The 12,868-nt window shown below is 50.3% G+C and carries 13 protein-coding genes and 1 other annotated feature; of the genes, 5 read left to right on the top strand and 8 right to left on the bottom strand.

Annotated elements, in window-relative coordinates; genetic code table 11:
• Positions 1-90: 90 nt before the first annotated feature.
• From WC1_RS07025 to WC1_RS07040, 4 genes are all read right to left on the bottom strand, one after another.
• A complete protein-coding gene (locus WC1_RS07025) occupies positions 91-573 on the bottom strand; it encodes an OmpA family protein (RefSeq protein ID WP_003839836.1) in 483 nt (160 codons plus the stop codon).
• A gap of 12 nt (positions 574-585) precedes the next feature.
• The gene (gene dgcN, locus WC1_RS07030) at positions 586-1,812 is read right to left on the bottom strand and encodes a diguanylate cyclase DgcN/YfiN (protein ID WP_003839838.1); all 1,227 of its coding nucleotides are present in this window, start codon (positions 1,810-1,812) and stop codon (positions 586-588) included.
• Positions 1,805-2,323 (bottom strand): regulatory sequestration protein YfiR, encoded by a 519-nt coding sequence (locus WC1_RS07035; RefSeq protein WP_003839843.1) that lies wholly within the window; start codon positions 2,321-2,323, stop codon positions 1,805-1,807. The genes dgcN and WC1_RS07035 overlap by 8 nt, the downstream gene beginning before the upstream one ends.
• 158 nt (positions 2,324-2,481) lie before the next feature.
• Entirely contained in the window at positions 2,482-2,856 is a 375-nt protein-coding gene (locus WC1_RS07040; RefSeq protein WP_016150789.1) for a DUF2799 domain-containing protein, read from the bottom strand.
• Between the two features lie 214 nt (positions 2,857-3,070).
• Between WC1_RS07040 and aroF the strand changes: the two genes are divergently transcribed.
• Both aroF and tyrA read left to right on the top strand, forming a co-directional pair.
• The gene (aroF, locus tag WC1_RS07045) at positions 3,071-4,141 is read left to right on the top strand and encodes a 3-deoxy-7-phosphoheptulonate synthase AroF (protein ID WP_003031241.1); all 1,071 of its coding nucleotides are present in this window, start codon (positions 3,071-3,073) and stop codon (positions 4,139-4,141) included.
• A gap of 10 nt (positions 4,142-4,151) precedes the next feature.
• A complete protein-coding gene (gene tyrA, locus WC1_RS07050) occupies positions 4,152-5,273 on the top strand; it encodes a bifunctional chorismate mutase/prephenate dehydrogenase (RefSeq protein ID WP_016150788.1) in 1,122 nt (373 codons plus the stop codon).
• A 96-nt stretch (positions 5,274-5,369) separates the two neighbouring features.
• Here tyrA and pheA read toward each other — a convergent pair whose 3' ends face one another.
• From pheA to bamD, 4 genes are all read right to left on the bottom strand, one after another.
• Positions 5,370-6,530, bottom strand: coding sequence for a bifunctional chorismate mutase/prephenate dehydratase (gene pheA, locus WC1_RS07055; RefSeq protein WP_003839850.1), 1,161 nt, complete (start codon positions 6,528-6,530; stop codon positions 5,370-5,372).
• Between the two features lie 22 nt (positions 6,531-6,552).
• Positions 6,553-6,678, bottom strand: a sequence feature (Phe leader region).
• Positions 6,630-6,677: a pheA operon leader peptide PheL gene (pheL, locus tag WC1_RS24770; protein ID WP_100250063.1), complete on the bottom strand. Its 48-nt coding sequence runs from the start codon at positions 6,675-6,677 to the stop codon at positions 6,630-6,632. It overlaps the preceding feature by 48 nt.
• 102 nt (positions 6,679-6,780) lie before the next feature.
• The gene (gene raiA, locus WC1_RS07060) at positions 6,781-7,119 is read right to left on the bottom strand and encodes a ribosome-associated translation inhibitor RaiA (RefSeq protein WP_003031244.1); all 339 of its coding nucleotides are present in this window, start codon (positions 7,117-7,119) and stop codon (positions 6,781-6,783) included.
• A gap of 269 nt (positions 7,120-7,388) precedes the next feature.
• On the bottom strand, positions 7,389-8,126 hold the full coding sequence (gene bamD / locus WC1_RS07065) for an outer membrane protein assembly factor BamD (RefSeq protein WP_003031245.1): 738 nt from the start codon (positions 8,124-8,126) through the stop codon (positions 7,389-7,391).
• Between the two features lie 131 nt (positions 8,127-8,257).
• On the opposite strand from bamD, the gene rluD reads away from it, so the two are divergent.
• The 3 genes from rluD to clpB all read left to right on the top strand — a co-directional run bounded on the left by rluD (position 8,258) and on the right by clpB (position 12,669).
• On the top strand, positions 8,258-9,238 hold the full coding sequence (rluD, locus tag WC1_RS07070; RefSeq protein WP_003031246.1) for a 23S rRNA pseudouridine(1911/1915/1917) synthase RluD: 981 nt from the start codon (positions 8,258-8,260) through the stop codon (positions 9,236-9,238).
• On the top strand, positions 9,235-9,966 hold the full coding sequence (gene yfiH / locus WC1_RS07075; RefSeq protein WP_016150787.1) for a purine nucleoside phosphorylase YfiH: 732 nt from the start codon (positions 9,235-9,237) through the stop codon (positions 9,964-9,966). The genes rluD and yfiH overlap by 4 nt, the downstream gene beginning before the upstream one ends.
• A gap of 129 nt (positions 9,967-10,095) precedes the next feature.
• Entirely contained in the window at positions 10,096-12,669 is a 2,574-nt protein-coding gene (clpB, locus tag WC1_RS07080) for an ATP-dependent chaperone ClpB (RefSeq protein ID WP_003845841.1), read from the top strand.
• Positions 12,670-12,868 lie beyond the last annotated feature (199 nt).

Here is a 12,868-nt window from a genome sequence, read left to right as displayed (position 1 = left end):
AAGGCTGGCCCTTTTTTTATCCCGACGTTTGCTCTGTTGTTCTTTATGGCAATGGAATGACTGCGCGGCGCGCAGCCAGTTGGGGGATGATTATGGCGTCGTGATCACGACTGCAACGCGACGATTTTCAGCACGACCTTTTGATGTCTGGTTGCTGGCAATGGGATATTTCTTCCCGAGACCCTGAGTCGTCAGGTTGGTGCGGGGAATGTTGGCACCCTGTGCCCAGGCATCGGCAACCACATTCGCGCGTTTGAGTGACAGAGCTTCGTTATAGCTGTCTTCACCGTAGTTATCAGTATGACCATCCAGGCGAGCATGATTTAGCCCGGTAGCTGCCAGTTTGGATGCCATTTCCTTGATCTGTTTTTCACTTTCAGGACGGAGTTTATAGTCATTTTTGTCAAACAGGATGTTATCAGACAGGCCCAGAGACCAGTCTCCGGAAGCTTCGGTAAATCCGTACGATTTCATGGCTGCAATTTGCTCTGGGGTAAATTTTCCCTGAGGTGCCTGACAGCCTGCCAGAATCAGTAAAAGCAGAAGAAACGGGGATAATAAACGTTTTAGCATGTGTGTAATTCCTTATTTAATAATAGTGCGTTCAGAACGCAAATTTTTGGCCTGATACATATTTTGATCGGCAAGTTCTTGTAATTTCTCGGCAGAGGCATGTTCCCACGTCAGCGCAAAACCGATGCTGAGTGTCATGCTTGCTAAATGACCATTATGCAGGTCAAAAGGTCGGTCAAACTCTTGTGACAGTGCCGCGCAGATCCGCTGAACCTCATATTCAGAATGAACGCTATACAGCACCATCGCGAACTCGTCGCCGCCAAGTCTGTATGGCGAATGTCGATTACCACCAAACTCGGACAGCCTTTTAGCGACTTCAATCAGAACCCGATCCCCCGCAGCGTGGCCCCAGGTATCATTGATAAATTTAAAATTATCACCATCAAGGAATAACAAAGCGGAGCTGCTGTGGGCGGCATCGTCATTCATCAGCGCGTTAATACTGCTACGAAAAGCGGCGCGATTTGCCAGGCCCGTCAGAGGATCATGTAGCGCGGTACGCAAAAGTTGAGCGTTCTTTGCCTGCAGCCGAAGTTGCCACTCCTCCATCTCGTCCAGCAGACTATTAAAGTCCTGGGCAAAAAGATGAAACTCTTCAATGCGTTCCTCGGAAACGCGTCGCGAAAAGTTACGGTTGGTACGTACATCATGTACCACCTCGGTTATATTTTGCAGGGCTTCCACGACGCCATTGTGTAAATAGCGGGTGAGCATTAATGCTATGCCTGATGCCAACAAAATGCACCCGGTAAGAACGGCCAGCGACAAATAGATGAAACGGCTGATAACGCTATCGCGTGCAGTCAATCGTACTTCGCCGATGACGTTGCCATTATGCAAAATAGGCTGAGTGACCGGTTGTGGGAACAGCCAGTGGCTGATCAGTCCGCTGATCTTCTCCGTGGTGTCTTGCGCGTTATAGCGCCAGGTGGCGATCACCTTCTGGTGTTTATTACGCACTTCCGCAACGGAAAATTGCCCTTGCTGGCCCAGTGCCGCCAGTGTTTCAGTTGCTGCAACACTATCAGAAAAGACTAATGCAGCTTCAAGCGTGCGGGTCATGGTCGCGGCAGTCAGATCCAGGTTCTTTTGCGCATACTGTCTTAAGGCCAGCACGGAAGAAATGCTGAGCAGCAGCCAGATCAACGTCATCGTCACCAGGACACTGATTATGCTGATACGCCGTAATGTCCGTTTAAACGTCGGGCGTGTTACAGGAGAATGGCCCTTATCCATGCTTATTATTCCGTGCAAGCATCAATACGTCAGGACTGACCCTTACGCCGCTGCGTGAAAGGGAATCCATATTTACGGAAAATCTCACATCTTCATCTTTAATTATGAGGCAAAAGGCGCTGCCAATAACGCATTCGGGATTTTGTTCTGCAATTAATAGCAATGCCTTTGTCGGATATTTATTCTTTAATTCCACCTGATAAGTAGGTGATTCTTTTCCAAAATAAAAACCGTCACATTGCGAAACTAATATTTCTTGTTCCGTACGAATGATGACGGGAAGATAGGGTAATGCCCCAGTACTGGTATCTTCCAGAACACTGGAAAAACGCGATGAAGAGAAAATACACAGTTTGGGTGGCCCGGAAAGTGCTGGCCAGCGTGTATAACTGACGATGCCGGAAACCATAGCACGTACAGATTTTGCTTCTTCTGTAACGCTTTGGGCGTACAGCGGTAACCCGGTCAGGAGCAGTGCCAGTAGAAGTATGAGTCGGTAAGAATAGCTCATGAATAGTTACCTACCAGCGTTTGCCGTAAAGCGTCGAAATACATTCAAGATTGTTTAAGACAAAATAACATTATTTTCCTAAGTCGTCATTATTCCAGGGGTAAAGCTGATGGCGATTTAAGTTAAATCCTAGTTGTCTGTAATATTTAAACCATTGTTTAGTTTAATCTTATTGAGGCAGCACCTTCGTTTGCTCCTTTTTTCCAGGCATCGTGTAACTGGTCAATATTTTCGACCGTATCACAACTTGGGGGAAAGGTTTTCCCGGCCAGACCTCTGGCGTAAACAAAATCTTGTTGGCAGATTTTGCGTTGCCCTTCGGCATAACCCTTAAGATATTTCGTACGATCGACTTCGGGATCATTGAAGTTGTCGGCAAGAGTTTCATTATCTTTAACGGCATAGCCCGAAATGGCATCTTGTATCCCGGCGTCATACCAGTCGGTACCAGTCCAGGTAGGGGCATGGGTGTAGGGATCTATCTGACATCCGCTAAGAAGGAGTAGAAATAAGATGCTGATGAGTTGCTTCATTGCCTGTGCTCCCTTGTTTTTTTAAGCATAGCGGATCTGAAAATTCGTGGTGTAAATTTAAGTGTACATTTATAAGGGCTATTTTTGCCTTAAAATAACACTGTGTAAATTAAAATTTACGGATTGTGGATTGAAATCTTTACCTGTTATGGTATCGTTATTTCCTCCTCGCTGAGGATCAACTATCGCAAACGAGCTAAACAGGATCACCATCATGCAAAAAGACGCGCTGAACAACGTACATATTACCGACGAACAGGTTCTGATGACCCCGGAGCAGCTGAAAGCTGAATTTCCGCTGAGCCAGGAGCAAGAGGCGCAAATCGCCCAGTCGCGTAAAACCATCTCAGATATTATCTCCGGTCGCGATCCGCGCCTGCTGGTCGTATGTGGCCCATGCTCCATTCACGATCCTGAAATGGCTATTGAGTATGCTCGTCGATTTAAAGCCCTTGCCGCAGAGGTCAGCGATAGCCTCTACCTGGTGATGCGCGTCTATTTTGAAAAACCCCGTACCACCGTCGGCTGGAAAGGGTTAATTAACGATCCTCATATGGATGGCTCTTTTGATGTTGAAGCAGGTCTGAAAATTGCGCGTCAGCTGCTGCTTGAACTGGTAAATATGGGACTGCCGCTGGCAACTGAAGCGCTGGATCCAAATAGCCCGCAATACCTGGGCGATCTGTTTAGCTGGTCCGCAATCGGAGCCCGTACCACGGAATCGCAGACACACCGCGAAATGGCTTCCGGTCTTTCGATGCCGGTTGGCTTTAAGAATGGTACCGACGGTAGCCTGGCGACCGCTATTAACGCCATGCGAGCGGCTGCGCAGTCGCACCGATTTGTCGGTATTAACCAGGCCGGGCAGGTTGCACTGTTGCAAACACAAGGGAATCCGGACGGCCACGTGATCCTGCGCGGGGGTAAAGCGCCGAACTACAGCCCGGCAGATGTCGCCCAGTGCGAAAAAGAGATGGAGCAGGCGGGACTACGACCTTCTCTGATGGTAGATTGCAGTCATGGTAATTCCAATAAAGATTACCGCCGTCAGCCTGCCGTGGCTGAATCCGTAATTGCACAAATCAAAGATGGCAATCGCTCGATCATTGGTTTGATGATTGAAAGTAATATTCACGAAGGCAACCAGTCTTCTGAACAGCCGCGCAGCGAAATGAAATACGGCGTGTCCGTAACCGATGCCTGCATTAGCTGGGAAATGACGGATGCGCTGCTGCGTGAAATTAGTCAAGATTTAAACGGTCAGCTGTCGGCGCGTGTAGCATAAGAGGTTGGTTATGGTTGCTGAATTGACCGCATTACGCGATCAAATTGATGAAGTCGACAAGGCGCTGCTGGATTTACTGGCACGCCGCCTGGAGCTGGTTGCCGAAGTTGGTGAAGTAAAAAGCCGTTTTGGGTTGCCGATTTACGTGCCGGAACGGGAAGCCTCTATGCTTGCCTCTCGCCGGGCGGAAGCGGAAGCCCTTGGCGTGCCGCCGGACCTGATTGAAGATGTGCTACGCCGCGTTATGCGTGAGTCCTATTCCAGTGAGAACGACAAAGGGTTTAAAACGCTTTGTCCTTCTCTGCGGCCGGTGGTGATCGTCGGCGGCGGCGGTCAGATGGGGCGTATGTTTGAAAAAATGCTCACCCTGTCAGGTTACCAGGTGCGGATCCTGGAACAGCAGGATTGGGATCGCGCTACGGAGATCGTCTCTGATGCTGGGATGGTGATCGTCAGTGTGCCGATCCACGTCACCGAGCAGGTGATCGCCAAACTACCGCGTCTGCCGTCTGACTGCATCCTGGTGGATCTGGCTTCAGTGAAAAATGGTCCTTTGCAGGCGATGCTGGCTGCACATGATGGCCCGGTAGTGGGGTTACACCCAATGTTTGGTCCGGACAGCGGCAGCCTGGCAAAGCAGGTCGTCGTCTGGTGTGATGGACGTCAGCCGGAAGCCTATCAGTGGTTTCTGGAACAGATTCAGGTATGGGGTGCACGACTACATCGGATCAGCGCCGTTGAACACGATCAGAACATGGCGTTTATTCAGGCATTGCGTCACTTTGCGACCTTTGCTTACGGTCTGCATTTAGCGGAAGAGAATGTTCAACTGGAGCAGCTGCTGGCGCTCTCTTCGCCGATTTACCGTCTTGAACTGGCGATGGTTGGCCGTCTGTTTGCCCAGGATCCGCAGCTCTATGCCGATATTATTATGTCGTCTGAGAGCAACCTTGCGCTGATCAAACGCTACTACCAACGTTTTGGTGAGGCGATCGGTTTACTGGAGCAGGGTGATAAGCAAGCGTTTATCGACAGTTTCCGTAAGGTGGAGCATTGGTTTGGTGATTATGCGAAACGCTTCCAGAGTGAAAGCCGTACTTTGTTACGCCAGGCGAATGACAGCCGTCCTTAATTAAGACGCAGGATGGCGGCTTCGATTTATCCGGCCTACAAAAATCGCATGAATTGTAGGCCGGATAAGCGTAGTGCCATCCGGCATTGTCAAACGTTAGCTCGGATCGACCGGCACCACGTTCTCACTCGGATAGCATCCCAGTACTTTCATCGAACGTGTAATCTCACCCAGCTCTTTCAATGCTTTTTGCATTTGGGGCGATTCCAGGTTGGCCTGGATATCAAGATAAAACATCTCTTCCCACGGATTGCCGTGAATCGGGCGTGACTCCAGTTTAGTCATAATCAGATTATGGTTACGCAGCACCAGCAATGCTTCTACCAGCGCACCGGCCTGTTGTCCTGTTGCCATCAGCAACGTGGTTTTTGCCGGAACCTGGTCGGATACATTGATTGCTTTACGTGCCAGCACCACGAAGCGGGTGATGTTTTGCGACTGGTTAGCCTCAATATGCTCGAGAACCTGCAAACCATACAGTACGCCTCCGGCTTCGCTCCCCAGGGCCGCCACATGCGGTGAGTTAGCCTGCGCAACTTTTTCCATTGCCGCAGAGGTGCTTTCAGTGTACTCAATCTTCCAGTGCGGGTAGCGATTCAGGAACTTGCTGCACTGCTGGAACGGCTGCGGATGGCTGTATACCGTTTCAATGGTCTCAAGATCCGTAGTGCCGGACACCAGTACACAGTGGTCTATCGTAATGGTCATCTCGCCAACAATAGACAGGCTGGTGTGCTGCAGCAGGTCGTAAACGTCGTTAATCCCACCGGAGCTGGTGTTTTCAATCGGAACCACAGCATAGTCAGCCTGTCCGGTTTCGACCTGATTAAAGATATCGGCAAATTTTGCGCAGCCGCTTTCAATAAATTGTTCAAAATGGCGGGCGGCGTACTGACGTGCTGCCAGATGGGAATATGATCCTTTTGGCCCCAGGAAGGCCACGCGCGCGGAGTGTGGGTTAATTTTGTTCAGGTGTTGCTGGAGCAGAGCCTGTTGAGTCAGGACGGAGTCTTCGATTATGAGCTGGAACAGGCGGGTAATGTAGTGAGCATCGAGATGATGTGCTTTGCCCAACTGAATCAGACGGTCCAACAGGTCACGTTCACGGTCGATATCTCGTACCGGACGATGTGAAAGCAGTTTGGCTTTACCAACTTCTACGGCCAGTCCACGTCGCTCAGCCAGCAGGGCCAGTAATTTTTCATCCAGCGTGCTGATCTTATCGCGCAGCGCCAGCAATGGGTTTTCCGATGTCATAGTGTTGCCTTTCTTGTTATCAATAAAAAAGGCCCCCCGTTGTGGGAGGCCTTATTGTTCGTCTTCGCATTCTTTATCACACGACGAAACGCCTCCCATTCAGGGGAAGGTAAAAAAGAATGCGAAGAAGAACGGAACAAGTTTCATGTAATTTTCCTTTGGCTACGTCAGTAAAGTACCCGTACTGTTTTCACCCTGTCAACAAAAAACGCGCCCGAAGGCGCGTTGGCGATACACTCAATGTAAGGGACTACTCTTCTTCTGCTTCGACGAAGTTGGCGTCTTTGACTGAAGTTGTTGCACGACGGGCTTCGCCTTTGTGCTGCACTTTATTGAGCTGCCGTTCCAGCTTGTTGATCAAATCGTTAATTGCGGTGTACATATCCTCGTGTTTTGCGCTGGCGACCAGATGTCCGTTCGGTGTATTGATGGTGGCATCAGCAATGAAACCCTGTGGCTCCTTAGACAGAATGATATGTGGATTAATCAGATGAGTTTGCCATTTTTCTAGTTTGGCGAGACGGTCTGCGACATGCTGGCGAATTGCCGGAGTAATTTCCATTTGTTTACTGGTAATGTTCATTGTCATAAATTTTACCTCTTGTCTTTCCCGTCTTGGTGATTCCAGCATACCGTTCCCAATGTCAAAATACGTGATGTAAATCACATTTTTTTGTCGCTTTTTGTCAAGAAAACCTTTTTGTGAGGCACCGCAGGAACAGGCGATTTTTTACTTGAGGAATACCTGAAAGCAGGCCATATTTGATGGGATGCGTCGGAGCTAAACCGCTTCAGTTGTAGCGTTAACGGATAAAAAAACGGCAGCCCTTGGGCTGCCGTTTTGCATTCTGAGGCAAATCAGGTATTGCTGCTGTTAGCGGCAATGATTTTCGCTACTTTTTCTGCCTGCGCATTCATCTGCATCTGGCGATAAGCTTTTTCCATTAACGGCAGAGCATCACGTGTTGCCTGAGTATCAGGGTAGTCGCGCAGCATGCCTTCCACACGGTTTACCACGGCAACCCATGCACCGCGGGCAGTGTAGTATTCCGCAACAGAATATTCATACTTCGCCAGACGATCTTTCAGGAACACCAGACGTTTGGTGGCATCAGTGGTGTACTGGCTGTTCGGATAGCCACGTACCAGTTTGGAAAAGTCATTAAACGCAGCTCGGGCGTGTTGGGGATCGCGATCGCTGCGATCAACACCAAAGAATCCTTGCAGTGCGCTATCATCCAACGCCATATTGGTCAGGCCACGCATATACATGACATAATCAATGTTAGGGTGTGTCGGGTTAAGACGGATAAAACGATCGATAGCAGCCTGAGCAAGTGGCAGATCGGCGTTTTTGTAGTAGGCGTAGATGAGATCTAATTGCACCTGCTGAGAATACGGTCCAAATGGATAACGGTTATCCAACGCTTCCAATTGCGTTATTGCCTGTTTCCAGTTACCGTCCTGCAGCTTTTGCTGAGCAGTCGCGTAGATTTCATTTGGCGGATTATCGGGCACCTCTTCCTTTGAACCAGAGCAACCCGCCAAAAACAGGCTCAACGTGGCTGCTGCCACCAGATATTTCATGCGCGTCATGACGTTTTGACTTTCCTCAAAATGTAATACGGGAGATTCTCTGTTCCTGCTCCCGGTTAAGACCAGCTACAATAGCACACTATATTAAACGGCAAAGCCGTAAAACCCAACGTTAAACGAAGAAGCAGTTTATGGCACAACGAGTAGAACTCACCGCAACAGTCTCCGAAAATCAGCTCGGTCAACGCTTAGATCAGGCTTTGGCCGAATTGTTCCCTGATTATTCGCGATCGCGCATAAAAGAATGGATCCTCGACCAGCGCGTGCTGGTAAATGGCAATCTTTGCGATAAACCGAAAGAAAAAGTGTTGGGTGGAGAGCGTGTCTCCATCAATGCAGAAATTGATGAAGAGGTTCGTTTTGAACCTCAGGATATCCCACTGGATATCGTTTATGAAGATGATGATATTCTTGTCATCAACAAACCCCGTGACCTTGTAGTGCATCCGGGCGCCGGGAATCCTGATGGTACGGTATTGAATGCGTTACTGCATTACTACCCGCCAATCGCGGATGTTCCTCGTGCCGGTATCGTACACCGTCTGGATAAAGACACGACCGGATTAATGGTGGTGGCAAAAACGGTTCCGGCACAAACACGTCTGGTTGAGTCATTGCAGCTGCGCGAAATTACCCGTGAGTACGAAGCCGTAGCAATTGGTCACATGACTGCTGGCGGAACCGTTGAGGAACCGATTAGCCGTCACCCGACCAAGCGTACGCACATGGCGGTACACCCAATGGGGAAACCGGCGGTAACGCACTATCGCATTATGGAACACTTCCGTGTGCACACGCGTCTGCGGTTGCGTCTGGAAACCGGACGTACGCACCAGATCCGCGTGCACATGGCACATATCACTCATCCGCTGGTGGGCGATCAGGTCTACGGCGGTCGTCCACGTCCACCGAAAGGCGCTTCTGACGAATTTATCTCCGTACTGCGTAAGTTCGACCGCCAGGCGCTACATGCGACCATGCTGCGTTTGTATCACCCGATTTCCGGTATCGAAATGGAATGGCATGCGCCGATCCCACAAGATATGGTGCAATTGATTGAAGTGATGCGCGCTGATTTCGAAGAACATAAGGATGATATTGCCTGGCTATGAGTAAGCTAATTGTTCCGCAGTGGCCGATACCGCAAGGTGTCGCGGCGTGTAGTTCTACCCGTATTGGCGGAGTCAGTATGCCGCCTTACGATTCGCTGAATCTGGGTGCCCATTGCGGCGATAACCCGGAGCATGTTGAAGAGAACCGCAAACGACTGTTTGCTGCGGGCAATCTGCCGTCAAAGCCGGTCTGGCTGGAGCAGGTCCACGGTAAGGATGTCCTGAAACTGACAGGCGGGCCTTACGCCTCCAAACGCGCAGATGCGTCGTATAGCAACACGCCGGGCACAGTGTGTGCGGTAATGACCGCTGATTGTCTGCCGGTGCTGTTTTGCAATCGCGCCGGGACGGAAGTGGCTGCGGCCCATGCGGGTTGGCGAGGATTATGCGCTGGCGTGCTGGAAGAGACGGTGGCGTGTTTTGCCGACGAACCTGAAAACATTATTGCCTGGCTAGGTCCGGCGATAGGCCCAAACGCCTTTGAAGTGGGAGCAGAAGTTCGCGAGGCATTCATGACGAAAGATCCGCAAGCGAACCTCGCATTTGTACCGCGCGGCGACAAGTATCTGGCGGATATCTACCAGCTTGCCCGTCAGCGGCTGGCAAATGTCGGCGTGGAGAACCTCCACGGCGGCGACCGTTGCACCTTTAGTGAAAGTGAGACGTTCTTCTCTTATCGTCGCGACAATACCACGGGTCGTATGGCAAGTTTTATTTGGCTGATATAACCTAAAGAATCAAGACGATCCGGTACGTGTAATTTTCTTTTCACATAATTCAGGTCATTCACCTTGAATAATTGAGGGATGACCTCATTTAATCTCCAGTAGCAATTTTGACCTGTTATGGGAGGAGTTATGCGTCTGGATCGTCTTACCAATAAATTCCAGCTTGCTCTTGCCGATGCCCAGTCACTCGCATTGGGGCACGACAATCAATTCATCGAACCACTTCATCTAATGAGCGCCTTGCTGAATCAGGAAGGGGGATCGGTACGTCCTTTATTAACGTCTGCTGGCATTAATGCTGGCCAGTTACGTACAACCATTGACCAGGCGTTGAGCCGTTTGCCGCAGGTAGAAGGTACCGGCGGTGATGTGCAGCCTTCTCAGGAACTGGTGCGTGTACTGAATCTTTGCGACAAGCTGGCGCAAAAACGTGGGGACAACTTTATTTCGTCAGAACTGTTCGTTCTGGCGGTGCTTGAGTCACGCGGTACGCTGACCGACTTATTAAAATCAGCTGGGGCGACGACCGCCAATATCACTCAGGCAATTGAACAAATGCGTGGAGGTGAAAGCGTGAATGACCAGGGGGCTGAAGACCAACGTCAGGCCTTGAAAAAATATACCGTCGATCTGACTGAACGTGCTGAACAGGGCAAACTCGATCCAGTTATCGGCCGTGATGAAGAAATTCGCCGTACCATTCAGGTGCTGCAACGTCGTACTAAAAATAACCCAGTGTTAATCGGTGAACCCGGTGTCGGTAAAACAGCCATTGTTGAAGGGCTGGCCCAACGCATCATCAATGGTGAAGTGCCGGAGGGCTTAAAAGGCCGTCGTGTACTGGCGCTGGATATGGGCGCGCTGGTGGCTGGGGCCAAATATCGCGGTGAGTTTGAAGAGCGCTTAAAAGGTGTGCTGAACGATCTCTCGAAACAGGAAGGCAACGTCATTCTGTTTATCGACGAATTGCATACCATGGTTGGGGCGGGTAAAGCCGATGGCGCGATGGACGCCGGGAACATGTTGAAACCAGCGCTGGCTCGCGGGGAACTGCACTGCGTAGGCGCCACAACGCTTGATGAATATCGCCAGTACATCGAAAAAGATGCGGCGCTGGAACGTCGTTTCCAGAAAGTGTTTGTGGCTGAACCTTCAGTGGAAGACACCATCGCAATCTTGCGTGGCCTGAAAGAACGTTATGAGCTGCACCATCATGTGCAGATTACTGACCCGGCGATTGTTGCGGCAGCTACGTTGTCTCATCGTTATATTGCCGATCGTCAGTTACCGGATAAAGCTATCGACCTTATTGACGAAGCGGCATCCAGCATTCGTATGCAGATTGACTCCAAGCCGGAGGAACTCGACAGACTCGACCGCCGTATTATCCAGCTCAAACTGGAACAGCAGGCATTAATGAAAGAGTCTGATGAGGCAAGTAAAAAACGTCTCGATATGCTCAACGAAGAGCTGGACGACAAAGAGCGCCAGTATTCTGAGTTAGAGGAAGAGTGGAAAGCTGAAAAAGCCTCCCTCTCGGGAACGCAAACTATCAAGGCTGAGCTGGAGCAGGCAAAAATCGCCATCGAACAGGCGCGCCGCGTTGGCGACCTGGCGCGGATGTCTGAACTGCAGTACGGCAAAATTCCTGAACTGGAAAAACAGCTGGAAGCAGCCACCCAGTCTGAAGGCAAAACCATGCGTCTGCTGCGTAATAAAGTCACGGATGCAGAAATTGCTGAGGTGCTGGCGCGCTGGACCGGGATCCCGGTTGCTCGCATGCTGGAAGGCGAACGGGAAAAACTGTTGCGTATGGAACAGGAGCTGCACAGCCGTGTGATTGGTCAGAACGAAGCGGTGGAAGCCGTTTCTAACGCCATCCGTCGTAGCCGCGCGGGCTTGTCCGATCCGAATCGTCCGATTGGTTCATTCTTGTTCCTTGGTCCAACCGGGGTCGGTAAAACCGAACTGTGCAAAGCGCTGGCAAACTTTATGTTCGACAGTGACGACGCAATGGTGCGTATCGATATGTCCGAGTTTATGGAGAAACACTCGGTGTCTCGCTTGGTTGGGGCACCTCCGGGATATGTCGGTTATGAAGAAGGTGGGTATCTGACGGAAGCAGTACGTCGTCGTCCTTACTCTGTCATCCTGCTGGATGAAGTGGAAAAAGCACACCCGGATGTGTTCAACATTCTGCTGCAGGTGCTTGACGATGGTCGTCTGACTGACGGACAGGGAAGAACGGTCGACTTCCGTAATACGGTTGTCATCATGACCTCAAACCTGGGGTCTGATCTAATCCAGGAACGCTTTGGTGAGCTGGATTACGGCCACATGAAAGATATGGTGCTGGGCGTCGTGAGCCATAACTTCCGACCGGAATTCATCAACCGTATAGATGAGGTTGTTGTATTCCATCCGTTGGGTGAGCAGCACATTGCTTCTATTGCTCAGATCCAGCTGCAGCGTCTGTACAAACGTCTGGAAGAACGTGGCTATGAAATCCATATTTCTGACGAGGCGCTTAAACTGCTGAGTGCGAATGGTTACGATCCGGTATATGGCGCACGTCCATTGAAACGTGCTATCCAGCAGCAGATCGAAAACCCGCTGGCGCAGCAAATTCTGTCTGGTGAACTGATTCCGGGCAAAACGATTCGTCTGGAAGTGAATGACGATCGCATCGTGGCAGTGCAGTAAGTCACAAAACAACAATAAACGGGCCCTGCGGGGCTCGTTTTTGTTTAAAATTCAGGCGAAAATAGACGTATTGATTGAAAAGTAATCGCTTGATAAGTTTTTTATATTTTTAACTTGTCAGCCTGAAATAACTCCCTATAATGCGCCTCCACTGACACGGAACAACGGATTATAAGCCGCCGGGTCAGCGGGGTTCCAC

The sequence above is a fragment of the Citrobacter sp. KTE30 genome, assembly GCF_000398825.1.
Lineage (GTDB): Bacteria > Pseudomonadota > Gammaproteobacteria > Enterobacterales > Enterobacteriaceae > Citrobacter > Citrobacter freundii.
Note: the sequence above shows the minus strand (reverse complement) of the source record. Positions and strands in the feature narration are given on the sequence as shown.

Coding starts and splice junctions, on each gene's coding strand:
- yfiH (WP_016150787.1), top strand. CDS start 9,235: ATGAGTAAGCTAATTGTTCCGCAGTGGCCGATACCGCAAGGTGTCGCG.
- WC1_RS07040 (WP_016150789.1), bottom strand. CDS start 2,856: ATGAAGCAACTCATCAGCATCTTATTTCTACTCCTTCTTAGCGGATGT.
- raiA (WP_003031244.1), bottom strand. CDS start 7,119: ATGACAATGAACATTACCAGTAAACAAATGGAAATTACTCCGGCAATT.
- aroF (WP_003031241.1), top strand. CDS start 3,071: ATGCAAAAAGACGCGCTGAACAACGTACATATTACCGACGAACAGGTT.
- clpB (WP_003845841.1), top strand. CDS start 10,096: ATGCGTCTGGATCGTCTTACCAATAAATTCCAGCTTGCTCTTGCCGAT.
- pheA (WP_003839850.1), bottom strand. CDS start 6,530: ATGACATCGGAAAACCCATTGCTGGCGCTGCGCGATAAGATCAGCACG.
- bamD (WP_003031245.1), bottom strand. CDS start 8,126: ATGACGCGCATGAAATATCTGGTGGCAGCAGCCACGTTGAGCCTGTTT.
- dgcN (WP_003839838.1), bottom strand. CDS start 1,812: ATGGATAAGGGCCATTCTCCTGTAACACGCCCGACGTTTAAACGGACA.
- rluD (WP_003031246.1), top strand. CDS start 8,258: ATGGCACAACGAGTAGAACTCACCGCAACAGTCTCCGAAAATCAGCTC.
- tyrA (WP_016150788.1), top strand. CDS start 4,152: ATGGTTGCTGAATTGACCGCATTACGCGATCAAATTGATGAAGTCGAC.
- WC1_RS07035 (WP_003839843.1), bottom strand. CDS start 2,323: ATGAGCTATTCTTACCGACTCATACTTCTACTGGCACTGCTCCTGACC.
- WC1_RS07025 (WP_003839836.1), bottom strand. CDS start 573: ATGCTAAAACGTTTATTATCCCCGTTTCTTCTGCTTTTACTGATTCTG.